General features: G+C 70.8%; 18 protein-coding genes, 1 pseudogene and 1 riboswitch. Of the genes and pseudogenes, 10 read left to right on the forward strand and 9 right to left on the reverse strand.

Going from position 1 to position 22,441, the window contains the following annotated elements; genetic code table 11:
- Positions 1 to 57: 57 nt before the first annotated feature.
- Together ACZ7LS_RS21385 and ACZ7LS_RS21390 are read right to left on the reverse strand one after the other, a co-directional pair.
- Positions 58 to 1,101 carry an iron-siderophore ABC transporter substrate-binding protein gene (locus tag ACZ7LS_RS21385; RefSeq protein ID WP_385130318.1) on the reverse strand — a complete coding sequence of 348 codons (1,044 nt, stop codon included), beginning with the start codon at positions 1,099 to 1,101 and terminating at the stop codon, positions 58 to 60.
- Positions 1,102 to 1,247: 146 nt separating this feature from the next.
- Positions 1,248 to 2,600, reverse strand: coding sequence for a lysine N(6)-hydroxylase/L-ornithine N(5)-oxygenase family protein (locus ACZ7LS_RS21390; RefSeq protein WP_382519524.1), 1,353 nt, complete (start codon positions 2,598 to 2,600; stop codon positions 1,248 to 1,250).
- A gap of 251 nt (positions 2,601 to 2,851) precedes the next feature.
- On the opposite strand from ACZ7LS_RS21390, the gene ACZ7LS_RS21395 reads away from it, so the two are divergent.
- Both ACZ7LS_RS21395 and ACZ7LS_RS21400 read left to right on the forward strand, forming a co-directional pair.
- Positions 2,852 to 3,799, forward strand: a complete 948-nt coding sequence (locus ACZ7LS_RS21395; protein WP_382519526.1) for a methionyl-tRNA formyltransferase — start codon at positions 2,852 to 2,854, stop codon at positions 3,797 to 3,799.
- A gap of 86 nt (positions 3,800 to 3,885) precedes the next feature.
- A riboswitch (cobalamin riboswitch) is annotated at positions 3,886 to 4,103 on the forward strand.
- 162 nt (positions 4,104 to 4,265) lie between these two features.
- Positions 4,266 to 5,063: pseudogene (locus ACZ7LS_RS21400) on the forward strand (5-methyltetrahydropteroyltriglutamate--homocysteine S-methyltransferase); the annotation flags it as partial.
- On the opposite strand, the gene ACZ7LS_RS21405 reads toward ACZ7LS_RS21400, so the two are convergent.
- From ACZ7LS_RS21405 to ACZ7LS_RS21415, 3 genes are all read right to left on the reverse strand, one after another.
- Complete coding sequence (locus ACZ7LS_RS21405; RefSeq protein WP_385130560.1) at positions 5,012 to 5,539, reverse strand: PP2C family protein-serine/threonine phosphatase; 528 nt, start codon at positions 5,537 to 5,539, stop codon at positions 5,012 to 5,014. The pseudogene ACZ7LS_RS21400 and the gene ACZ7LS_RS21405 overlap by 52 nt on opposite strands.
- A gap of 18 nt (positions 5,540 to 5,557) precedes the next feature.
- On the reverse strand, positions 5,558 to 6,187 hold the full coding sequence (locus ACZ7LS_RS21410; RefSeq protein ID WP_385130321.1) for a PAS domain S-box protein: 630 nt from the start codon (positions 6,185 to 6,187) through the stop codon (positions 5,558 to 5,560).
- Positions 6,188 to 6,476: 289 nt separating this feature from the next.
- On the reverse strand, positions 6,477 to 7,616 hold the full coding sequence (locus ACZ7LS_RS21415) for a PQQ-dependent sugar dehydrogenase (protein WP_382667431.1): 1,140 nt from the start codon (positions 7,614 to 7,616) through the stop codon (positions 6,477 to 6,479).
- A 461-nt stretch (positions 7,617 to 8,077) separates the two neighbouring features.
- On the opposite strand from ACZ7LS_RS21415, the gene ACZ7LS_RS21420 reads away from it, so the two are divergent.
- The 8 genes from ACZ7LS_RS21420 to ACZ7LS_RS21455 all read left to right on the forward strand — a co-directional run bounded on the left by ACZ7LS_RS21420 (position 8,078) and on the right by ACZ7LS_RS21455 (position 18,123).
- On the forward strand, positions 8,078 to 9,589 hold the full coding sequence (locus ACZ7LS_RS21420; protein ID WP_382667434.1) for an aldehyde dehydrogenase family protein: 1,512 nt from the start codon (positions 8,078 to 8,080) through the stop codon (positions 9,587 to 9,589).
- A gap of 219 nt (positions 9,590 to 9,808) precedes the next feature.
- Entirely contained in the window at positions 9,809 to 11,482 is a 1,674-nt protein-coding gene (locus ACZ7LS_RS21425; RefSeq protein ID WP_385130325.1) for an ABC transporter substrate-binding protein, read from the forward strand.
- Positions 11,479 to 12,423, forward strand: a complete 945-nt coding sequence (locus ACZ7LS_RS21430) for an ABC transporter permease (RefSeq protein ID WP_382519534.1) — start codon at positions 11,479 to 11,481, stop codon at positions 12,421 to 12,423. The genes ACZ7LS_RS21425 and ACZ7LS_RS21430 overlap by 4 nt, the downstream gene beginning before the upstream one ends.
- Complete coding sequence (locus ACZ7LS_RS21435; RefSeq protein WP_382519536.1) at positions 12,408 to 13,328, forward strand: ABC transporter permease; 921 nt, start codon at positions 12,408 to 12,410, stop codon at positions 13,326 to 13,328. The genes ACZ7LS_RS21430 and ACZ7LS_RS21435 overlap by 16 nt, the downstream gene beginning before the upstream one ends.
- On the forward strand, positions 13,325 to 14,323 hold the full coding sequence (locus ACZ7LS_RS21440; protein ID WP_385130330.1) for an ABC transporter ATP-binding protein: 999 nt from the start codon (positions 13,325 to 13,327) through the stop codon (positions 14,321 to 14,323). The genes ACZ7LS_RS21435 and ACZ7LS_RS21440 overlap by 4 nt, the downstream gene beginning before the upstream one ends.
- Positions 14,320 to 15,195 (forward strand): ABC transporter ATP-binding protein, encoded by an 876-nt coding sequence (locus ACZ7LS_RS21445; protein WP_385130332.1) that lies wholly within the window; start codon positions 14,320 to 14,322, stop codon positions 15,193 to 15,195. Before ACZ7LS_RS21440 ends, ACZ7LS_RS21445 begins: the two co-directional genes overlap by 4 nt.
- A 44-nt stretch (positions 15,196 to 15,239) precedes the next feature.
- Positions 15,240 to 16,814 carry a phytoene desaturase family protein gene (locus ACZ7LS_RS21450; RefSeq protein WP_382519542.1) on the forward strand — a complete coding sequence of 525 codons (1,575 nt, stop codon included), beginning with the start codon at positions 15,240 to 15,242 and terminating at the stop codon, positions 16,812 to 16,814.
- A gap of 73 nt (positions 16,815 to 16,887) precedes the next feature.
- Positions 16,888 to 18,123 carry a metal-dependent hydrolase family protein gene (locus tag ACZ7LS_RS21455; protein ID WP_385130337.1) on the forward strand — a complete coding sequence of 412 codons (1,236 nt, stop codon included), beginning with the start codon at positions 16,888 to 16,890 and terminating at the stop codon, positions 18,121 to 18,123.
- Here the strand turns inward: ACZ7LS_RS21455 and ACZ7LS_RS21460 are convergent.
- The 4 genes from ACZ7LS_RS21460 to ACZ7LS_RS21475 form a co-directional block, all read right to left on the reverse strand.
- Positions 18,095 to 19,039, reverse strand: coding sequence for a DMT family transporter (locus ACZ7LS_RS21460; RefSeq protein ID WP_385130340.1), 945 nt, complete (start codon positions 19,037 to 19,039; stop codon positions 18,095 to 18,097). The genes ACZ7LS_RS21455 and ACZ7LS_RS21460 overlap by 29 nt on opposite strands.
- 169 nt (positions 19,040 to 19,208) lie before the next feature.
- Complete coding sequence (locus tag ACZ7LS_RS21465) at positions 19,209 to 19,850, reverse strand: TetR/AcrR family transcriptional regulator (protein WP_382519548.1); 642 nt, start codon at positions 19,848 to 19,850, stop codon at positions 19,209 to 19,211.
- 79 nt (positions 19,851 to 19,929) lie between these two features.
- A complete protein-coding gene (locus ACZ7LS_RS21470) occupies positions 19,930 to 21,057 on the reverse strand; it encodes an FAD-dependent oxidoreductase (protein ID WP_382878181.1) in 1,128 nt (375 codons plus the stop codon).
- Entirely contained in the window at positions 21,041 to 22,315 is a 1,275-nt protein-coding gene (locus ACZ7LS_RS21475; RefSeq protein ID WP_382667455.1) for a Glu/Leu/Phe/Val dehydrogenase dimerization domain-containing protein, read from the reverse strand. Before ACZ7LS_RS21475 ends, ACZ7LS_RS21470 begins: the two co-directional genes overlap by 17 nt.
- Positions 22,316 to 22,441 lie beyond the last annotated feature (126 nt).

Genomic DNA, 22,441 nt, shown 5'->3' on the forward strand with positions numbered 1-22,441 from the left:
CCCGCCCGTCCGCGGCGCTGCCGGCGCGGAGGGACGGGGACCCCGTTGGACCGGCGCCTACTTGATGGCCGCGATCAGCGGCTCGACCTCGTCGATGGCGTACGGGATCGAGAGGACGGTGTTGAAGGAGAAGGCCGCGCCGATGTCCGGGTCCTGGTAGGGCACGAAGAGGTCGCGCTTCTCCTGGTGGACCTTCAGCTTCCGGTAGAGCGGCTCGGCCTTGATGCGGTCGTTGGCCTCCGTGCTGGAGGTGACCCAGACGAGACGGTCGACGTCGAGCACGTTCAGCTTCTCGGCGCTCAGTTCGGCCACGTTCCAGCCCGGCTTCGCCAGGGTGTCCAGCTCGGGCTTGAGCTTGAAGCCGAGCTCGGAGAAGAAGATGGACTTCGGGTCGGTCTTCGTGAAGCCCGAGTACTTGCCCGCCTCGAAGCTGTCGGCGACGGCGAGGGTCTGCTGGGCGAATCCGGGGTTCTTCTCGCGCACGGCCTTGAAGCGCGCGTCGATGCCGGCGATCAGCTTCTCGCTCGCGGCTTCCTTGCCGAGGGACTTGCCGATCTGCCGGGTCATCACCTGCCAGGACGCCCCGTAGTCGGGCAGGCCCTTGGGCTGGGCGACGACCTTGGTGAACTTCGAGAGCGTGTCGTACTGCTCCTTCTTCATCCCCGAGTACTGCGCGATGACCAGGTCCGGCTTCAGCGCCGCGATCTTCTCGATGTTGTACTCGTCACGCTCGCCGACGATCTCCGGCTTCGTGGACCCCCACTTGTCCTTCGTCCAGGGCCACTTGCCGTACGGCTGCTCCTTGAACCAGTCGACCGCCCCGACGGGCTTGACGCCGAGCGCCAGAACCGCGTCCTGGTCCGACAGGCCCAGGGTGACCACCCTCTTGGGCTCCGACTCGACCGTCGTGCTGCCGTACTTGTGCTCCACGGTCACCGGGAAGGCGGCCGACGAGCCGCCCGCCGCGTCCGAGGGCTTCGACTCGGCCGTGTCGGTACCGCCCCCACAGGCGGACAGAGCGAGTGCGGCGACGATGGCGACCGCCACACGGGGGAGGTAGCTGACGCGACGCGTCGGACGGGGGCGCGTACCAGTGGACACGGTTGTTCCTTTCACGGGGATTGCACGGTGCGTGCCACGCCCGTCGCGTACGACGGCGCAGGAAGGCGAGCGTGGCGGTGGGGCCGGGGAGTTCTGCCGGGGCCGGGGGGTTCTGCCAGGGAGGGATGCCGGGGACGAAGGAGTCCTCAGCGGACGGAGCCGATGCCGTCGGCGACCGGCCGGGACTCGCCCCGCGCGGGCTCCTGGCCACGGTCGAGGATCGAGTCCAGGATCTCGCCGACCCTGATCGCGGTGTTGGAGAGCAGGGACGACGTGATGCCGTGCGTGTGCTCGGTACCGCCCTGGAGGTAGATGCCGCAGCGCAGTTCGGGGTCCGTCGTGACGCGGTAGTCCCGCTCGACGCGGACACGGCCCTGGTCGTCGCGGTGGCAGCTGTCCGCGACGCCGCCGAGGAGGCCGAGGGGGTCGGCCTGGCTGTAGCCGGTGGCGAGGACCACGACGTCGGCGTCCAGCACCTCTTCCTCGCCGTTGACCAGGGAGGTGACGGTGGCGCGCACCTGGTCCCCGGCCTCCTCGACGGCGGTCAGCCGCGAGATGTTGAGGAACCGCAGCCGCTCGGTGCCCAGGACCTTCTCCTGGTACGCCTGCCGGTACAGGTCGTCGATCAGATCGATGTCCACGACGGAGTAGTTGGTGTTGCCGTGGTAGTCCATCAGCCGGCGCTTGATGTCGTCGGGGGCCGTGAAGTACTCGTCGACCGCCTCGGGATCGAAGATGCGGTTGGCGAAACTGCTGTCGTCGGCGGGGCTGTAGCCGTAGCGGGAGAAGACCGCGCAGACCTCGGCGCCCGGGAAGCGGCGGTGCAGATACGCCACGTTCTCCGCGGCGCTCTGGCCGGCGCCGACCACGATGAAGCGCGTGGGGTCCGCGCCCTCCAGGCCGTCCACCTTCGCGAGGAGGTCGGAGTTGTGCCAGACCCGCTCGGTCCGCTCGATCCCCTCCGGCAGGAGGGGGCGCAGCCCCGTGCCGATGACGAGGTTGCGGGCACGGTGGACGACCGTCTCCGTGCCCGAACGGGCCGTCACATCGAGGTACTCCACGACTCCGTCGCGTATGACGGGGGCGACGGCGACGACCTCATGGCCGTAGGAGACCATGTCGTCGACCTTCGCCGCGGCCCACTCGAAGTAGTCGTGGAACTCGACGCGGAGCGGGAAGAGGTTCTTGTGGTTGACGAAGTCGATCAGCCGGCCCTTGCTCTGCAGGTACCGCAGGAACGTGTACTCGCTGGACGGGTTGCGCAGCGTCACCAGGTCCTTGAGGAAGGACACCTGCATCGTCGCGTCGTCGATCAGCATGCCGCGGTGCCAGCCGAAGCTCGGCTGGCTCTCGAAGAAGTGAGCAGTGACCGCCTCCTGCCTGCCGACGCTCGCGTTGTGCTCGCTGAGCGCGATCGCCATGGCCACATTGGACGGCCCGAAGCCGATTCCTATGAGGTCGTGGATCAGAGGTGCGTCGCCAGGAAGAACCTGTGACATGTCACTCCCATCGTGCGGGACAGCCGCCTGTCAGGCGTGGGTGAGAAGAAACGAAGACGCCGAGCCCGCCGAGGACACCGGCCAGTCGAACTTAGGTAAAGCTAACCTGACCTAGCTCGACCTGTCGACCGGACGAATCGGGCAAGCGGCCCACCTCGGCGTCGAACGGGCCTGGAAACGGCGCCCGTTGCATCCTTAGGTAAGGCTTGCTTTACTTACTGCGATCATTCGCTCTTCTGAGGAGGAACCCCATGCGGGTCGTCATGTTCGGTTACCAGACCTGGGGACATCGCACGCTGCGAGCACTCCTGGACTCCGAGCACGACGTGGTGACGGTCGTGACGCATCCCAAGAGCGAGCACGCCTACGAGAAGATCTGGAGCGACTCGGTCGCCGACCTGGCCGAGGAGCACGGCGTCCCCGTCATCATCCGCAACAGGCCGGACGACGAGGAGCTGTTCCAGCGGCTCAAGGAAGCCGGCCCGGACATCATCGTGGCCAACAACTGGCGCACATGGATCCCGCCGCGGATCTACGGCCTTCCCCGCTTCGGCACACTGAACATCCACGACTCGCTCCTGCCGAAGTACGCCGGCTTCTCGCCGCTGATCTGGGCCCTCATCAACGGGGAGACCGAAGTCGGCGTCACGGCCCACATGATGGACGAGGTGCTCGACGCGGGCGACATCGTGGACCAGCGCGCGGTGCCGGTGGAGCCCACCGACACCGCCACCGACCTGTTCCACAAGACGGTCGGCCTCATCGCCCCCGTGACGGTCGGCGCCCTGGACCGGATCGCCTCCGGGCAGACCGAGTTCACCCAGCAGGACCGCTCCCGGGCCACCTTCTTCCACAAGCGGGCCGAGGAGGACATCCGGATCAACTGGGACTGGCCGGCCGACGTCCTGGAGCGGCTGGTCCGCGCCCAGTCCGCGCCGTACCCGAGCGCCTTCACCTTCCACAGGGGCAAGCGTCTGGAGGTGCTGACCGCGGTCGTTTCGGAGGGCCGCTACGGAGGCACGCCCGGCCGCGTCTTCTACCGCGAGGGCGAGGGCGTGGTGATCGTCGCCGGCGCGGACGCCCGCACCGGACGGAACCACGGCCTGGCCATCACCCGCGTACGGACGGAGGACGGCCGCGAGCTGCCCGCGACCGAGTACTTCACCTCCATGGGCGGCTACCTCACCAGCCGTCCCTGAGGACCGGCCCCTGGCGACGCGGATCCCGCGTCCCACGTCACGTTCCGGAATGTGAGCGGTGGTGCGCGAGAAACGGTCCGCCCTCCAGGGTGGACCGTGCAGCTGGTTCGCCCTGTCCGCCAGGCAGGCGCGTCGTAAGAGGGAACCCGGTGGGAATCCGGGACTGCCCCGCAGCGGTGAGCGGGAACGACCGCCGTCATACGCACTGGATCCGACCGTGGATCTGGGAAGCGACGGCCAGTAGGAATCTGCCCCGGCAGACGTGCCCGCGAGTCCGAAGACCTGCCCGTTGCCCGTACGTGACCGATCGCGTGCGGATATCCCGGTGACCTCGTGGGCGGGTCGGCGTACATCACCAGACGGAAGGCCGCGCCGACGCGCGCGCCGGGTCCGTCCGGTTCGTCACCCCTTCGCGTTCGCGTCCCGTCTCCGGGAGTTCAGGAATCTTCTCGCGAAGGAGATTTCCGTGACAGCGAAGTCCGCGGCAGCACGGGCCACCGTGTGCGGCTACCCCCGCCAGGGCCGGAACCGTGAACTGAAGAAGGCCATCGAGGGCTACTGGAAGGGCCGCGTCACCGCCGACGCCCTCCAGGAGACGGCCAAGGACCTGCGCCGTTCGCACTGGCGGCAGTTGGCCGACGCCGGCATCAGCGAGGTGCCGACAGGTGACTTCTCGTACTACGACCACGTCCTGGACACCAGTGTCATGGTCGGCGCCGTCCCCCAGCGGCACCGCGCGGCCGTCGAAGCAGGCGCGCTCGACGGCTACTTCGCGATGGCGCGCGGCAACCAGGACGTGGCCCCCCTTGAGATGACCAAGTGGTTCGACACCAACTACCACTATCTGGTCCCCGAGTTGGGGCCGGACACGGTCTTCGCGGCCGACTCCGCCAAGCAGGTCGCCGAGCTGGGGGAAGCCCTCGCGCTGGGACTGGCCGCCCGCCCGGTGCTGGTCGGCCCGGTCACGTATCTCCTGCTGGCCAAGCCGGCCCCGGGGGTGGCCGCCGATTTCGAACCACTCACCCTCCTGGACCGGCTGCTGCCCGTCTACGCCGAGGTGCTCGCCGCACTGCGCGCCGCCGGCGCCGAGTGGGTCCAGCTCGACGAGCCCGCCCTGGCCCAGGACCGCACGCCCGCCGAGCTGAACGCCGCCGCCCGTGCGTACCGCGACCTCGGCGGTGCGGCCGACCGGCCGAAACTGCTCGTCGCCTCCTACTTCGACCGGCTCGGCGAGGCCCTTCCCGTCCTGGCGAAGGCACCGGTGATCTTGTCGAGGTGTCGCAGCACCTCGGAGGGCGGGAGGCCGAGGTCGGCCGGCGTGGCGGTGGCGGTGCGCGGGCGCCCCATCGCGGCTGCCGCGGCGATGCCGCTGCCCATCACATCGCCCACCACGAGCGCGGTCCTGTCCTCCGCGAGGGGGATGACATCGAACCAGTCGCCGCCCACCTCGTTGGCGGCCACCGCGGGTTGGCAGCGCGTGGCCACCTCCAGGCTCTCGGGCGGCGCCGGCCGCGGCAACAGGCTGCGCTGGAGTGTCACCGCCGTGTCGCGGACGCTCTCGTACAGGCGCGCGTTGTCGAGGGACACCGCGGTCCGGCCCGCCAGGTCACCGGCCAGGATCGAGTCGTCCGCCGTGAACGGGAGCGCGTTGGGACCGCGCGTCAGGCTCAGCACTCCCGATGGCTCGCCCTGGGCGGTCAGCGGAATCGCGAGATATGACTGGATGCCGCTCCCGGCCAGGCAGCGGCCGCTCCGGCGTCACGGGCGATGCGCGCCAGATCTCCTTCGTCCACGTGCGCCACCATGACCGGGTGACCGGTCCGCAGGCACTGGGTGACCAGCCGGTCGGCGTCGTAGCGGACCAGCTCGTCGGCGGTGCCGACGGCGGGTGCCACCTCTGTGGGGCAGGCGGCCTTCACCGCGAGGGGGCGCACGACCACCGGGCCGCTGTCGAGTGCCGCGGGCCGGCGATGGCCCGGGGTGGAGTCGAGTACGTCCACCACCGCGATGTCGCTGAGTCCGGGCACCAGGACATCGGCCGGCTCCCGGGCCGTCTGTGTGATGTCCAGCGTGGTTCCGATACGGGCGGAGCCCTCGGCGCTCAGGGCCAGGCGCCGGCGTGCCTGGGCCGCCGCTGTGATCGCGGCCGGCCACCAGGTCCGCGCACCGGTCGTCGGCCAGCAGCCGTGCCGCGTGCCGTCCCAGCGCTTCCCGCGCGGAGTAGCCGAAGAGCTCCTCGGCCCGTGCGCCCCAGAGGATGATCCGCCCGGCTCTGCCGAGCGCCACCACCGCGACACCGAGGGCGTCCAGCACCCCGCTCGGCCACTCCGGGAAAGGGCCGGAGAAGTCGCCGGCGCCACCGGCGTCGCGGGGTCCCGTCCCACCCATCCCGGTCGCTCCTTCCACCCGCCGGTGCGGGGCGCTTCCGGCGCGGGCCCCGGAGCCGCGGCGCCGGAATGATCCCCGTGCCCTTCCGGTGCTTCCATGGTCTCCCGAGACGGTCGGCGACGCACCGTACCGGCCGGGGCCGCGTGGTCACGTTCCGTGGTGCGCTGTCGGGGGCGTACACCACATCAGGCCCGGTGCTGATTTCTCAGCACCGGGCCTGACCTGCTGTGTTTCATCCGCCGGGGCGATGGGCCGGCAATCCGCCGCCCCGTCGAACCGGGCTCGTTGGTTACGCCGGGTCGATACGGGAGATGCTGCCGCCGATGCCGAGCACATACAGCTCGCCGTCGCCGTCCTGCACGAACGAGATGGTCTCGCCGCCGTTGACTCCGAGGTCGCTCTCGCCGGTCACCTTGCCGTTCTCCATCCGCAGAGCGCGGACCGTGCCGTCGCAGTAGTCGGCGAACAGATACTGTCCCTTGAGCTCCGGGATCGCGTCGCCCCGGTAGACGTAACCGCCGGTCACCGAGCAGCCCAGCCCGTTACGGTCGTACTCGTGGATCGGCGGCACGTGGTTCGCGGGCTCCGTCCCGCCCCGGAAGGGGTGGTTGCCCTCCATCGAGGACCAGCCGTAGTTCTCGCCGCCCTCGCTGTCCGCCGGGGCCCAGTCGATCTCCTCCCAGGCGCTCTGGCCGACGTCGGCGATCAGCAGGTCGCCCTTGTCCGCGTCGAAGGAGAACCGCCACGGGTTGCGCAGCCCGTACGCCCAGATCTCGCCCTTGGCGTTCGGGTCGTCCACGAACGGGTTGTCCGCCGGGATCGCGTACGGCTCGCCGCCGCGCGGGTCGATCCGCAGGAGCTTGCCGAGCAGCGTGTCGAGCTTCTGCCCGTTGCCGTGCGGATCGCCGCCCGAACCGCCGTCGCCGAACGCGATGTAGAGATAGCCGTCGGGGCCGAACTTGATGTCGCCGCCGTTGTGGTTGGCGTACGGCTGCGTCTGGGTGAGGACCGTGCGCCGGGTGTTCGGCTGGAGCTTGCCGCGCCGTACGGCGAACTCGTCCACGGTGCTGGTGCCTTCGAGGTCGGTGAACGAGATGTAGAAGTGCGCGAACTTCTTGTCGAACGCGATGCCCAGCAGGCCGCGTTCGCCGTCGGTGGTGGTCTCGCCCGATATGTCGAGGACGGGGGCGCCGAGCCCCTGATCGCCCAGGACCCTTACGGTGCCCGCGCGTTCGGCTATCCAGACCGTGCCACCGGGCCCGGCGGCGCCGGCGATGGGATTCTGGGCTGTGGCCACTTTCGTGAGCGCCACTTCGGCCGCCGCCTGACGCGGGGCCGCGGGCTCGTCGGCGGACGCCGTGGTGAAGGCGAGGGAAGCGACGAGGCAGATGGAGCCGATGACCGCCGAGCTTCTGGTGCGGATTTTCACCGTGACCCTCCTGGTCGGCGAATGGGGGGAACCCGGCTGCTTTGGGCAGTTGTCAGGGGCGTCGCCCGTGCCAGCACGCAACCTGGGTGGGGGGATTGTGTGCTACTGGCTACGGATGAGGATACAGGGACAGGACGGCTTGGCCTAGACCAATACCCAGCCCCTGCGCCTCCGTTCACCTTTCCGCCCCGCTTCCTGTTTCCGCTTCCCGTTTCCGCTCGCGGTCACGTCCGTCGCCACCACGTCCCTCGGCGCATGCCCGGGACGCGCTCACCCAGGCCAAGCCCACCCGGGCGGCGAAACGCACGGCCGGATATTGATTCGAGAGTCAGCAATTACGCGACCTCTATTGACTCTCGAATCAGTAGCGACCTACCGTTCGGAACCAGCCAGGCACGGCTCCCCCCGCCGCCCCGTCGCGCCGTCCACCGAATCCCCAGTCGCCCTTGAGGAGCACGACCATGGGTCATCCGGTCACCCACACCACCAGAAGCCGCCTCGATACGGAACGCGCGCACTTCCGGATAGGCGGCGCGTGGCAGGCTCCCTGCGGCGGGCCCGGCGGCCCGTACACCGTCGTGACCGATCCCACCGGCCGCGGCGCGGTGGGCCAGGTGCCGGACGGGACGCCGGAGGATGTGTCCCGCGCGGTGGCCGCGGCCCGCGCCGCGTTCCCGGCCTGGGCGGCGGCGGATGTCGCCACCCGCCGGGCGCTGCTCACCGCGGTCGCGACAGGAATCCGGGAACGCGAGGCGGACTTCGCCGAGGTGATCGGCGCGGAGATGGGCGCCCCGCTCGACAACGCCCTCCACGCGCAGACGCGTCTCGCGGCCGAGGTGTTCCGTTCCTACGCCGACATCCTGGCCGGCCACACGTGGGAGGAACGCATCGGGTCCTCCCAGGTCGTACGGGAACCGGTGGGCGTCGTCGCCGCCATCACACCGTGGAACTACCCCCTCTACCTCGCCGCGGCCAAGGTCGCGGCGGCGCTGGCCGCGGGCTGCACGGTCGTCCTCAAGCCGAGCTGCGACGCCCCGCTGAACGCCTTCCTGCTGGCCGAGGTCTTCGCCGACGCGTGCCCCGCCGTCGGCGCGCCCGGCGGGGTGTTCAACCTCATCACGGGCTCGGGCGCGGTGGTCGGCGATGCCCTCGCCTCCCATCCCGACGTCGACGCGGTCTCGTTCACCGGCTCCACCGCGGCGGGCCGCTCCGTCGCGGCGGCCGCCGCCAAAACCGTCAAGCGGGTGGGTCTGGAGCTGGGCGGGAAGTCCGCCCGGGTGATCCTCGCCGACGAGCGGGACGGCCGGACGGTCAAGGATCTGGACCGGGCCATACGGGTGGCGCTCGCCGACGCCTTCTTCAACTCCGGGCAGACGTGCACCGCGTGCACCCGCGTACTGCTGCCCGACGCGGTGTACGACGAGGCGGTCGCGCTCGCCGCGGCGGAGGCCGGCCGCCGGCGGCTCGGCGATCCGGCCGCGGCCGGGGACCACCTCGGTCCCGTCGCCACGGCCAGGCAGTACGCCAGTGTGCTGTCCCATATCGAGCGGGGGGTGGCGGAGGGCGCCCGTCTGGTCGCCGGCGGCAGCGCTCCGCGGGACCGGATTCCCGACGGCCTGGACGCGGGCCACTGGGTCCTCCCCACGGTCTTCGCCGACGTCACCGGCGACATGACGATCGCCAGGGAAGAGATCTTCGGCCCGGTGGTGTGCCTCATGCGCTACCGGGACGAGCAGGAGGCCGTCCGGATCGCCAACGACTCGATCTACGGACTCGCGGGAGCGGTGTGGTGTGCCGATCCGCTCCGCGCGGAGCGGATCGCCCGGCGGATCCGGGCCGGGCTCGTCACCGTGAACAACGGCGAGTTCAACGTCCTCGCCCCCACCGGCGGATACAAACAATCCGGAATCGGCCGGGAACTGGGCGTACACGGCCTCCTCGAATATATGGAAACGAAAACAATCCAATGGTGACAGAACGGCCCCGGATGAGGTGGGATGGGCCCGGACGCCGCCGGGCGCGGTGCCATCCGGATCACACCACCGCCCGGGGAGGACCGTCCCCGGCCCCCGCGCATCCCCATACTCCCGATGGCGTGCCCGCAGGTGAAACGCCATACCTCACATCCGAGGCCAGGACTTGCCCCGCCGTCCGGTCATTCCGCGCAGCGGCAGCTTCAGGAGAGGACTCTCATGGCCGGACCACACCATAAACCGACCCGACGTCAGGTTCTGGCCACAGGGGCCGCGGGAGCCGCCGGCGCGCTGCTGAGCGGCTGTGACGCCGGTCCGCCGCGCTCCCGGCTGGGACCCGCGGCCGATGTCGTGGAATGGGCGCCGGGGCCGGGCGACCCCGTCGGCGCGCGGCGCACGGGCCGGGTGATCACGGCGTGGTCGAACGAGGCGCAGTCCTACGACCCGGCGATCGGCTGGGATCTGCACAGCTGGGAAGCGATCTCGACGGTGCTGTACGCCCCGCTGTACCAGTACGCGCGTCAGTACGACGGACCCGCCCCGCACGCCGCGGCGGCCATGCCCCGGATATCCGCGGACCGGAGGGTGTACACCGTCCCCCTGCGGCGGGACGTGCGATTCCACAACGGCCGGCCGGTGACCGCCCAGGACTACGTCTATACGTGGACGCGTCTGCTGGATCCCGAACTGGCGTCCTGGGCGTCCGGCTATCTCCTCGGGATCGAGGGGGCCGAGGCGGTCAACCAGCAAAAGGCGGCGAAGGTCAGCGGGCTGCGGGCGCTGGACGCGCACACGCTGCGGATCCAGCTCACCGAGCCGGACGTCCTCCTGCTCGCGGTGCTGTGCATGCCCTACACCGCCGCCCTGCCCCAGGAGGAGATCCGCAGGCTCGGCCCGGACTTCGGCCGTACCCCGGTCGGCAACGGCCCGTTCCGTATCGCCCGGTACGACAGCAAGGGCCGGCGGGCCGTCTTCACGGCGTTCGACCGGTACTTCTGGCGCGGCACCCCGCTCATCGACACCCTGGAATACCGCTGGGGCATCGACTATCCCCTTCAGACGCTCCAGCTGAGCGGGGGCAGGGTGGATGTGCTCGGTGAAGGACTGGTGGCCAGCCAGGCCGCCAAGTTCACCGCCGACCCGTCCATGCGCGAGCGGTACGTACAGACCGTCCCGGTGCGCGGCAGTCAGTGGATCTCGGCGAACAACAAGCGCGCGGAACTCCGCGACCCACGGGTACGGCAGGCCCTGAACTGGGCGGTCGACCGGGAACAGCTCATGCGTCTGTCCTTCGGCCTGTCGGATCCATGGGGATGCCCCTTCCCCAAGCAGCTCAGCCGGTACCGGCGCACGGCGAAGCCGTACACCCACGATCCCGGGCGGGCCCGCGGCCTCCTCGAACAGGCGGGGGTGCGCCGCCTCCGCCTGGACTTCCTGCACGGCACCCAGGATCCCTGGCCGCTGCTGGGCCAGGTCCTCCAGCAGCAGCTCAAGGCGGTGGGGGTGGAGATCAGCCTGAACGCCATGAGCCAGTCCGCGTTCGAGCTGGCCACGTCGAAGGGCGAGGGCGACCTCTACGGCTCCCACCTGTACGTCACGCTGGACAGCGCCCTCGAAACCGCCTCGTCCTGCTTCACCTCGTCCGCCGCCCAGAACTACTCCGGGTACGCGAACGCGCGTGTGGACGCCCTGACGGCCAGGGCCCGGAAGACGCCCACCGCCGAAGCGGCCAACTCGCTCCTCGCGGAGACCGAGGAGGAACTCGTCCGGGACGCCGCCGGGATCTTCATCGGCAGCATGAACTTCCTCGCCGCACGCGCGCCGGGGATCCGCAACTACCAGATGCGCGGAGAAACCGGCACGTACTACGACCGGTTGTGGGTGAAACGATGAGCGCCCTTCCCGTCACCACGCGGACGTCCGCCTCCACCGCGGCGAAGTCCACCCCGGGGAACGGTCTCCCCGGGCCGGCCACCGCGGGGTCCCGGTCCGCGCGGGACAGGGGGAGCCGTCTGTGGCTCGCCGGGCTCTGCCTGCTCGGTGTGCTGGGCCTGCTGGCTCTGCTGGCCCCCCTGGCCGGATCGCCGTACACGATCCACACCGACAGCCTCACCGCCAACGGCCTGCCCGCCGGGATCGGCGCGGACGGCCACCCGCTCGGGACCGACGCCATCGGCCGTGACCTGCTCGCCCGTTCGCTCCACGGGCTGCGGGCCACGCTGGTCATCGCACTCGTCGCCAACATCACCTCCGTCGGCCTGGGCGCCGCGGTGGGGCTCGTCGCCGGTTTCTACCAGGGCTGGCTCGAACAGTGCCTGATGCGTCTGGTCGATGTGTTCCTGTCCATCCCCACCGTGCTGTCGGGACTCGCGCTCGCGAGCATCGTGGGCCGCGGCACCACCGGCATCATCATCGTCGTCACCGCCCTGTACTGGGCCTGGACCGCGCGGCTGGTGCACGGTGAGACGCTGCGGCTGCGCAACCGCGGGTACGTCGAGGCGGCCCTCGCGCACGGTGTGCGCCGCCACACCGCGCTGCGCCGCCATGTGCTGCCCCATCTGTCCACCGTCCTGCTCAACGTCGCGGCGCTCAACGGCGCGGCCGTCGTGGTGGTCGGCGCCGGACTGTCGTACCTCGGGGCGGGGATCCAGCCGCCGACCCCGGAGATCGGCAACATGCTCGCGGACGGTTCCGACAGCATGACCTACGCCCCGCACACCCTGTTCGTTCCCCTCGCCCTCGTCATCGCGACCGTCCTGGCGTTCGTTCTGATCGCCGAAGGGCTGAACCGCCGCAACCCACTCTCGGAGCGACGCTCATGGCTCGACGCATAGGCATACGCATCCTGCTGGGCCTGTTCACCGTCACCGCGGTGGTCCTGCTCACCTTCGTCCTTCAGTACGTCGTCCCCGGCGACCCGGCCCGCAGCATCGCCGGTCCCAAGGCCAGTCCCGAGGTCCTCGCCGAGATCCGCGGGAGGCTGCGCCTGGACGACCCGCTCTGGTCGCAGCTCGGCCACTATCTGGGCTCCGTGGCCACCGGAGACCTGGGCACCTCCTACTCCCACGACCGTCCCGTGCTCTCGCTGATCCTCGAACGGCTGCCGGCCACCGCCGTCCTCGCGGCGGCCGCCCTCACCACGGAGCTGGTCCTCGGCGGGCTGTGGGGACTGTGGGAGGCGCTGCGGCCCAGGCGCAGCTGGCTGCTGGCGACGATCAACGTGGGCCTGCTGTCGATGCCCGTGTTCTCGCTCGGCTTCCTGCTGCTGCTCTTCTTCGGATACCAGCTGCCGGTCTTCCCGATCGACGGCGGAACCGGCCCGGCACAGATCGTGCTCCCGGCGATGACGCTCGGGATCCTCGGCGCCCCCTACTACGCGAACGTCGTCCGGGACAGTGTGCGCGAGGCCCTGTCCTCGGCCTATGTGCGGACGGCGGTCGCCAAGGGCCTGAGCCGCCGCCGGATCGTCACCCGGCATGTGCTGCGCAATACGGCGTCGCCGGTGACGACCCTGCTCGGCATGGACGTGGCGGTGTTCCTCTCCGGCGTCGTCTTCGTCGAGACGATCTTCGGCTGGCCCGGCATCGGCCAGCTGCAGACGTCGGCGTTCGCCGCCCTCGACCGTCCGCTGCTCACCGGCACGGTGATCGTCGCCGCGTCCCTCGTCGTGACGGCGAATCTGCTGGTGGACCTGATCAGGACCGCCATCGACCCCCGTGCCGCATCGGAGACACCATGACCCCCGCTCCGGAGACACCCACCGTGCGCCGTCTCGGCAGTGACGTCGCGATCGACGGCCTCAGCGTCGCCTACGGCGACTTTCCCGCCCTGCGGGACGTCACGCTCCACGTACCGGCCGGCAGCACCACGGCCCTCGTGGGCGAGTCCGGTTCCGGCAAGTCCACGCTCGCCCTCGCCGCGGGCCGGATCCTCCCGGCGGGCGCGCGGATCACCGCCGGGTCCGTCCGGGTCGGGGACGTGGAGCTGACGGCGCTCGACGGCACGGCCCTTCGCGAGGCGCGGGGCCGCACCGCGGCCTATCTCGCGCAGGACGCCTCCGCGGCCCTCAACCCCGTGATCCGCGTGGGAAAACAGATCGCGGAGGTCCACCGGGTGCGCAACGGCGCCGGCAGGTCGGAGTCCGGCCGGCTGGCCCGTGAGGCCCTCTCCGATGTCGGTATCCCGGACCCCGATCGCGTCGCCCGGCTCTATCCCCACGCGCTCTCCGGCGGCATGCGCCAGCGCGTGATCATCGCGATGGCGCTGGCCTTCCATCCCCGGCTGCTGATCGCCGACGAGCCGACCACCGCGCTGGATGTGACGGTGCAGGCCGAGATCCTCGGGCTGATCAGCCGGCTCCAGCAGGAGTACGGACTCACCGTCGTCTGGATCACCCACGACATGTCGGTCGTCGCGGAGATCGCCGACCATGTCGCGGTGCTCTACGGCGGCCGGCTGGTCGAGCACACCGATGTGCTCACCCTCTTCGAGGGCGCCAGGCACCCGTACACCCAGGCCCTGCTCAAGTGCTTCCGGAGCGGTCGCGGCGCCGGGCCCAAGGAGCCGTTCACCACGATCTCCGGGAGCCCGCCCATCGGCGGTCCTCCCGCGGGCTGTCCCTTCCACACCCGGTGCCCGCACGCCGATGTCCGCTGCGGCACCGATCTCCCCGAGCCGCTGCGGCTGTCGGCGGACCACATCGCGGCCTGCCACCGTCTGGAGGAGGTCCGATGAACACGGCGGGACGTCCGGTGAGGGAGGCCGAGAGCGCCGGCACCGGAGCGGCGCCCCTGCTGGAGGCGACCGGCATCACCAAGCGCTACGGCCGATACACCGCGCTCGACGCGGTGGACCTGCGGATCGAGGCGGGCCGTACGGTCAGCATCGTGGGCGAGTCCGGCTCGGGCAAGTCCACCCTCGCGCGGGTCCTCGTCGGTCTGGAGCGCGCCGACAGCGGCACCGTACGCTTCCGCGGCGATACGGTCCGCGGCCGTCGGGCCAGGCGGGCGTTCCACCGCAGTGTCGGCATGGTCTTCCAGGACCCCTACGAGTCGCTGGATCCACGGCTGACGATCGGCGACGCCGTCGCGGAGCCGCTGCGCGCCCAGCGGCTGCACCGGCACGACGAACGGGACCGCGTCCGCGAACTGCTCGACGCCGTCGGTATGGAGGGCGTCGAGCCCGACGCCTACCCGCACCGGTTCTCCGGAGGACAGCGACAACGCGTCTGCATCGCACGGGCCCTGGCCACCGACCCCGACCTGGTCATCTGTGACGAGCCCACGTCGGCGCTCGACGTCTCCGTCCAGGCGCAGATCCTCAATCTGCTGCTGGACCTCCAACAGCGCCGCGGCCTGGCCTACTTGTTCATCACACATGATCTGGACGTGGTCCGCCGGATCAGCGACGAAGTCGATGTGCTGCTGCGTGGCACGGTCGTGGAGCGCGGCAGCGCGGACCAGGTCACCCACCGTCCCCGGCACGCGTACACGCGGCGGCTGCTCGGCGCGGTCCCCGCCGTCTCGCCCCGTGAACGGCGTATCGGCGCGCCGCTCACCCCCGGCTCCCCGACCGCTCCGAAGGGCGCGGAGCAGGCGCCCGCATGACCCTGGATGTCCAGGAGACACGAAAGGAACGGAATATCACCGTCATGGCTGCACACACGGAATTCACCAGGGACGTCTACGACGTCGTCATTGTCGGCGGCGGGCACAACGGGCTGGTCGCCGCGGCCTATCTCGCCCGTGCGGGGCGCTCCGTACTCGTCCTCGAACGTCTCGGCGTCACGGGCGGCGCCGCCGTCTCGACCCGGGCCTTCGCGGGCGTGGACGCGCGCCTGTCCCGCTATTCGTATCTCGTCTCCCTGCTGCCGTCGAAGATCGTCGACGACCTCGGCCTGAGCTTCGCCGTACGGAAGCGCACGGTGGCCTCCTACACGCCCACGGTGCGCGACGGCCGTGCCACCGGACTGTTCATCGGCGGCGGTGAGCAGCGCACCCGCGCGTCCTTCCGCGCTCTCACGGGATCCGACGCCGAGTACGAGGCGTGGCAGGACTTCTACGCCACGACCGAGCGCGTCGCCCGGAGTGTCTTCCCCACGCTCACCGAGCCGTTGCCCACCCGGGAGGCGCTGCGCGCGCGGATCGGCGACGACACCGCCTGGCACATGCTCTTCGAGCAGCCGCTGGGCGTCGCGATCGAGGAGAGGTTCAAGGACGACCTGGTGCGCGGCGTCGTTCTCACCGACGGCATCATCGGTACCTTCAGCGACGCGCACGACGCCTCTCTGGCCCAGAACATCTGCTTCCTGTACCACGTGATCGGCGGGGGCACGGGCGACTGGGACGTTCCGGTCGGCGGCATGGGCGCCTTCACCGACGCGCTGGCCCGTGCGGCCCGCGCGGCCGGGGCCGAGATCGTCACCGGCCACGAAGTGCTCCGCGTCGACCCGGACGATCCCCACTCCGTCGTCACCTACCGCACCACGGCGGGAGAGGGCACCGTCGCGGCCCGCAAGGTCCTGGTGAACGCCTCCCCCGAGGCCCTCGCCCAGCTCGTCGGCGACGAGCCCCCGGCCGAGCGGGCCGAGGGCGCCCAGCTCAAGGTCAACATGCTGCTGCGCCGGCTGCCGCGGCTGCGTGACACCTCCGTCGACCCGCGCGAGGCGTTCTCCGGTACGTTCCACATCGCGGAGGGTTACGGACAACTGGCCACGGCCTACCGGGAGGCCGCCGGCGGCTCGCTGCCGTCGTCGCCTCCCTCGGAGATCTACTGCCACTCGCTCACCGACCCCACCATCCTCGCCCCCGAGCTGGTCGCCCGCGGCTATCAGACGCTGACGATGTTCGGCGTCCACGCACCGGCGCGGCTGTTCGCCGAGGACAACGCCGCGAAGCGGGAGGCCCTGCTCAAGACGGCTCTCGCCGAGCTCGACGCGGTGCTGGACGAGCCGATCGCCGACTGTCTGGCGCTGGACGGGGAGGGCAGGCCGTGTGTCGAGGCGAAGACCCCCCTCGACCTGGAGGAGGAGCTGCGGTTGCCACGGGGGAACATCTTCCACCGGTCGCTGGCGTTCCCGTTCGCCGATGAGGAGAGGGGCACCGGCCGCTGGGGAGTCGAGACCTCGCACAAGAACGTGCTGCTCTGCGGCGCGGGCGCGGTGCGCGGCGGCGGCGTGAGCGGTATCCCGGGCCACAACGCGGCCATGGCCCTGCTGGAGCGGTGAGTTCGTTCGTACCGTCGTCGCGCGGAGGCCGGGACGGTCCCGGCCTCCGCGTCCAACCCGTCGAGGAGGACTGATGGCCCTCGCGTTGCGATGCGCGCGCCTGATCGATGTCGAGGCCGGTGAGGTGCTGACCGACCGGACCGTGCTGGTGGAAGGGGAACGGATCCGGGCGGTGCTGCCCGGCGCGGCACCGGTTCCGGAAGGTGTCGAGGTGATCGATCTGGGCGAGGCCACGCTGAGCCCCGGTCTGATCGACCTGCACACGCATCTGGTCGGCATCGCCGCCTGTGGGGACCCGGTACAGGAGATCAAGCAGAGTGCGGCGCAGCAGGCCTTCGCGTCGATCAGCCACGCGCGCGACACCCTGCTCGCGGGCTTCACCACGGTCCGGGACGTGGGAGCGTTCCGCGCGTTCGTCGACACGGCCCTGCGGGACGCGATCGACAGCGGCATCGTCGTCGGGCCCCGCATGGCCGTCGCCGGGGCCTATGTGACGGTCTCCACCGGGGGCGGGATGATCACCGGCCTGGCCCCTGACATCGAACTGCCCCGGGAGTTCCGCTTCGGTTCCGTGCGGGGCGTGGACGACGTACGCGAGCGCGTGCGGCAGATCCTGCACGGCGGCGCCGATCTGATCAAGCTGATCGGCACCGGCGCGGTCATGGCGGCGGGCACCGTACCCGGCGCTCCGGAACTCACCGAGGCGCAGATCCGCGCCGCGGTGGAGGAGGCCGCCCTCTACGGGGCGTACGTCGCGGTGCACGCCCACGGCAGCGAGGGCATCAGGATGGCGGCCCGCGCGGGCGTCCGTTCCATCGAACACGGCTGCTACCTCGACGACGAGGGCATCGAACTGATGCTGGAGCACGGCACCTATCTCTCCGCCGACCTCTGGTGGAGCGACTGGCTGGCCGAGAACGCGGACGCCGCGGGCTTCGACGCCGAGTCGCAGGCGAAGAACGACCACGCCACCGAAGCGCAGCGCCAGGCGTTCACGAAGGCCGTGCGGGCCGGCGTGAAGATCGGCTTCGGAACGGACGCCGGCGGGTTCCCGCACGGCATGCAGGCCCGCCAGCTCATGACCCTGTGCGCGTACGGTATGACGCCGGCGCAGGCGCTGCGTACGGCCACGCTCACCAGCGCCGAGTGCATGGGCTGGGAGGACAGGGTCGGTTCGGTCACTCCTGGCAAGTACGCCGACCTCATCGCCGTCCCCGGCACGTCGGGCGATCTGTCGGCGTTCACGGATGTGCGTTTCGTCATGAAGGGCGGACAGGTCGTCAAGAACGGTCTGACGGCGCGGGGCTGACGGCGAGCGGATCCGCGAGCGGTGGCGCGACCGGGCGGTCGACGGCGATGACGAGGTACATCGCCAGCAGGATCAGCAGGCCGCCGACGATCGTCCGGTCCGACAGCGACGCCCCGACGAGCAGACTGAAGAGGGCCACGAACAGCGGTTCGCAGGCCATGACGACCGCGGCGCTCGCGGCGGTGAGCCGGGACTGCGCCCAGGTCTGCACCACGTACATGCCGAGTGTCGCCAGCAGGGTCGAGTAGGCGAGCCAGCCCCAGCCGGCCGGGGTGTCCGGCAGGTCGATCCCGCTCGGTACCGCCCAGACCGACGCGATCACGCCGGTGCCGAGGATCTGCAGGGTGGCCAGCCCGTAGACCTTGTCGGCCGACGAGTACGCCGACAGGAACGCCATCTGCACCGAGTACGACACCGCGCCGGCCAGGGTCAGCCAGGTGCCGAAGCTGAAGGAGACCCCGTTGAAGGCGATGACGCCCAGGCCCGCCATCGCCGCGAGCACACCGCCCCAGACGCCCCTCGTCACCTTCGTCTTGAAGAGGATCCGCGCCACCAGCGGTGTCAGGATCACGAACAGCGAGGTGAGGAAGCCGGATTGGGAGGCGGGGAGGTAGTGCTGACCCTGGACCTGGAGGAGCGTTCCGGAGCCGAGGAAGCAGGCGAGGCCCAGTCCGACGAGCGTGTGCCGGCGGCCGAGCGCCAGGATCGCGCGGGGCCGGACCGCCACCATGATCAGTCCGGCGAGGAGGAAGCGGACGGCGACCAGACTCGCCGTGCCCATTTCCGGGAGGAGCCAGACCGTCGCCAGATAACTCCAGCCCCAGACCGCGGTGGCACACGTCAGCGCCACGAAGGCGAGACGACGGCCCGAGTCCGTACGGTCGGAGACGGTCTTCGTCTGACGCGTGGACACCACTGAGTCCCCCTCGCGGTACGCGGCGGTCGGTTGAGCCACGACGGGCGTCCGCCCACCCCCAGCGTATTTATTGACTGATCCGTCAGTCAATAGATGGGGTGTGACGGTGTGCACCGGTCCCGGCGTACGGCTGAGGTCCCGGTGCTCAGGAGATGTCAGGTCGCGGTGCTCAGGAGATGTCGGCGGCCTGCCGGCCGGCGGCTCGGCGCGGGCCGAGGAGCGCGGGATCGATGCCGAGCTGCCCTGCCACATGCTCGCGCACCCACTGGGAGGCTTCCGCCTTCTCCAGCGCTCCGCGCCGGGCGACGAGCTGTACGGCGAGACCGTCGAGAAAGAGTGTGATGCGCCATGCCACGGCCCGCGCGTCGGCGCAGTGGAACTCGCCGCTGTCCATTCCTTCTTGGACCAGCGCGGTGATCCGGGACTTCCACTCCTCGTCCATCTCGCGCATCACGTCGTGGAGACCCTTGTCCCGCATGCCCGCCGACCAGCCGTCGATCCACAGCCGCCAGCCGGGCGCCTGTCCCGTCGGCGCGTACAGCCGGATCAGCGCCTTCATCCGGGCCACGACGGACCCGGCCCGGGAGACAGTCGTCCGCAGGGCCTCCATCTCGCGCCGCGCCGCGTAGGCGAAGGCCTCCTCCACGAGCAGTTCCTTGGTCGCGAAGTGGTAGTGGACCAGTCCGCTGCTCACCTTCAGCGCCCCGGCGACGTCGGCGATCCGCGTGGTCGCGATGCCCCGCTGCTTGATCTGCTCCACTGTCGCTTCGAGGATTTCCTCACGCCTCAGGACAACCTTTTTGCGTGCCACGGACGACACCTTACCCGGGTGTCCTGACTCGCGTGTCAGGACACCCGGCGGGCCGGCGGGTGCCGGTCGGCGGGCGCCGTCAGCGGGAACCCGCGGCGCCGAGGACATGGGCGATGAGCCGGAACCGCTCGGGCGGTCCTCCGGCCCCGGTCGCCAGGTCCGCGGTGAGTTCGCCGATGAGCGGCGCGAACTTCGCCCCGTGCCCCGAGCAGGGCGAGCAGACGACGAACGGTCCGGCCCGGTCGAGCAGGAAGTCCTCGCTCGGCGTGAAGGTGAACAGGCAGCTGGTCTCGGCGCGGGGTGTCGGATCCAGACCGGGCAGCCACCGCTTCACATACTCGGTGACCCGGGCCCGTGACCGCGGGGTGATCACGCCGTCCCGGCCGGTGGCGGTCGTCTTCCGGCCGCTGTAGTGCTCGCCGATCTTGCGGTCGTCGCCAGGACCGCCGTCGCGCCCGCCCGCCAGGTGGTAGATCCCGTCCCCCCGCTCATGGAGAACGCTGGGCCACGCGGGGGCCGTTGGATCCAGCCGCGGGAAGTGGAAGGTGTCCTGTTGGGTCACGGTCAGCGGGGGCAGGGCGAGATGCTCGCCGAGCAGTCCCGCCGTCCACGCTCCGGCGGCGACGACGACCCGCTCGGCCCGTAGCGTGTCGCCGTCGGCCAGCAGGACGCGCACTCCGTCCGCCGCCGCGTCGAGCGACCGGACCTCGGTGCCGTAGCGGACGGTCGCGCCCCTGCGGACGGCGCAGTCCAGGAACGCGGTCACCGCCGAAGCGGCGTCGACGGTACCGCCCTGCGTGTGGTGGACGACCGGGCCCTCGAAGCGCATGCCCGGCCAGCGGCGTTCCGCCTCGTGCGCGTCCAGCACCTCGTGGGCCACCGCCGCGGCGGCGAGCCGCGCGGCGACCGCACCGGCGTACTGCTCCGTCCCGAAGTCCAGACTGCCGAGCATCCGCAGCAACGGCACACCCGCGTCGGACTCCAGCTCCCGCCAGAGCTCGAACGACCTTCCGGTCAGCTCGGTGTACAGCGCGTCCTCGTAGCCGCGCCGGACGATGCGGGCGCTGCCGTGCGAGCTGCCCCGGTGGTGCCCGGGGTCGAACTGCTCCAGCAGGAGCACCGACAGGCCGCGGCGCGAGGCCGCCCACGCGGTGGCGGCGCCCATCAACCCGCCGCCGATCACGATGAGTTCAGCACGGGTCGTCATGGCCGCCTCCGGTGGGGTGTGTGCCGGCGGGCCCGGCGTGCCGGCCGAACCTGGCCTCGATGTGAGCGATGTTGCGGTCGACCACCCCGAGCGCCGCCTCACGCGGTGTGACACCGTGCTTCCCGGCGTACGAGAGCATGTCGGTGGTGAGGCGGCCCATGGCCTCCCTGACCTTCGCGTGGGCCTGGGCCGAGTCGGCGCCGATGTCGCCGAACAGCGTCCACCACCACCACGCGTTGGTAGCGGAGTTGGCCACGAAGTCCGGCAGGACCAGGGTGCCGCGCGCGTGCAGCGCGGCTTCCGCCTCGGGCAGCGTGGGCATGTTGGCGGCCTCGGCGATGACGCGGGCCTTGATCCGCGCCTGGTCGGACGCGTCGATGCAGTAGGAGACCGCCGCCGGAACGAGAATCTCGCAGTCGATGTCGAGCCACGCGTCGGCGGCGGCCAGGCCGTCTCCGGGGCTCAGCTGCGCGCGGTCGATGCCGCCCAGGGCGTCGCGGGTGAGGAGCAGCCGCTCGACATCGAGCCCCTCGGGGTTGACGATCACGCCCCGGGCGTCGGCCAGACCCACGACGGTGACGCCGGCCCGCGCGAGGTAGCGGGCGGTCGCGCCGCCCATGGACCCGAATCCCTGGACGACGGCCCGCGCCGACGTGCGGGCGATGCCGAGATGGTCGAGGGCGGTGAGGGCCGATTCGGCGACACCGAGGCCGCCGACGAGTTCGGGCAGCGTGATGCCGTCGACGTCGACGCCGAACGCGTCCGCCAGTCGTTCGCGGGCCTCCACGGGATCGTCCAGCAGCGGGTAGATGGCCTCGATGGAACTGTCCAGGCCCAGTTCGGCGAGGACTTCGTCGATGGTGTCCTGGCGCAGTCCGAGGTCTTCGCCGGTGGTCCAGTGGTGTTTCAGGACGGACCGTACGGCGTCGAGGAAGCGGCCGAGGACGGCACGGGCCTCCGGGTCGTGCGGACTGCAGTCGATGCCGCCCTTGGCGCCGCCGAGCGGGATGTACCGGCTGACCGGGTCGTAGTGGAGCGCTTCCTTACGGGTCATTCCGGCCGCCAGGCCGCGCACCTCGTCGAGTGTGCACCCCTCGCGCATGCGGAGGCCTCCGCTGGCGACGCCTCTGACCAGCCGGTCGATGACGACGAATCCCCGCCGTCCGGTGACCGGGTCCGTCCAGATCATCTGAAGGTGCGGCGGTGCGGCGACAGTTGCGGCGGTCGCGGCGGGAGTGCTGAGTGGGCTGGCTGTCATGGCTTCCGTCCGGTGCGGGCACTCGTCGCAGACGGGTGCGTTCTCAAGGGGGCGTGGGGGGACGGCCGCCCGCTGCGGTGAAGCGGGGCGCCGTTCCGGGAAGCGGGGCCGCCGTAGGGAACGGCG

This window comes from Streptomyces sp. NPDC039430, from assembly GCF_055639435.1.

Bases quoted from the DNA above. Each gene is read 5' to 3' on its own strand.
- ACZ7LS_RS21445 (WP_385130332.1), top strand. From the start codon at position 14,320: ATGAACACGGCGGGACGTCCGGTGAGGGAGGCCGAGAGCGCCGGCACC.
- ACZ7LS_RS21430 (WP_382519534.1), top strand. From the start codon at position 11,479: ATGAGCGCCCTTCCCGTCACCACGCGGACGTCCGCCTCCACCGCGGCG.
- ACZ7LS_RS21390 (WP_382519524.1), bottom strand. From the start codon at position 2,600: ATGTCACAGGTTCTTCCTGGCGACGCACCTCTGATCCACGACCTCATA.
- ACZ7LS_RS21455 (WP_385130337.1), top strand. From the start codon at position 16,888: ATGGCCCTCGCGTTGCGATGCGCGCGCCTGATCGATGTCGAGGCCGGT.
- ACZ7LS_RS21470 (WP_382878181.1), bottom strand. From the start codon at position 21,057: ATGACGACCCGTGCTGAACTCATCGTGATCGGCGGCGGGTTGATGGGC.
- ACZ7LS_RS21420 (WP_382667434.1), top strand. From the start codon at position 8,078: ATGGGTCATCCGGTCACCCACACCACCAGAAGCCGCCTCGATACGGAA.
- ACZ7LS_RS21435 (WP_382519536.1), top strand. From the start codon at position 12,408: ATGGCTCGACGCATAGGCATACGCATCCTGCTGGGCCTGTTCACCGTC.
- ACZ7LS_RS21410 (WP_385130321.1), bottom strand. From the start codon at position 6,187: ATGGGTGGGACGGGACCCCGCGACGCCGGTGGCGCCGGCGACTTCTCC.
- ACZ7LS_RS21475 (WP_382667455.1), bottom strand. From the start codon at position 22,315: ATGACAGCCAGCCCACTCAGCACTCCCGCCGCGACCGCCGCAACTGTC.
- ACZ7LS_RS21440 (WP_385130330.1), top strand. From the start codon at position 13,325: ATGACCCCCGCTCCGGAGACACCCACCGTGCGCCGTCTCGGCAGTGAC.
- ACZ7LS_RS21450 (WP_382519542.1), top strand. From the start codon at position 15,240: ATGGCTGCACACACGGAATTCACCAGGGACGTCTACGACGTCGTCATT.
- ACZ7LS_RS21395 (WP_382519526.1), top strand. From the start codon at position 2,852: ATGCGGGTCGTCATGTTCGGTTACCAGACCTGGGGACATCGCACGCTG.
- ACZ7LS_RS21425 (WP_385130325.1), top strand. From the start codon at position 9,809: ATGGCCGGACCACACCATAAACCGACCCGACGTCAGGTTCTGGCCACA.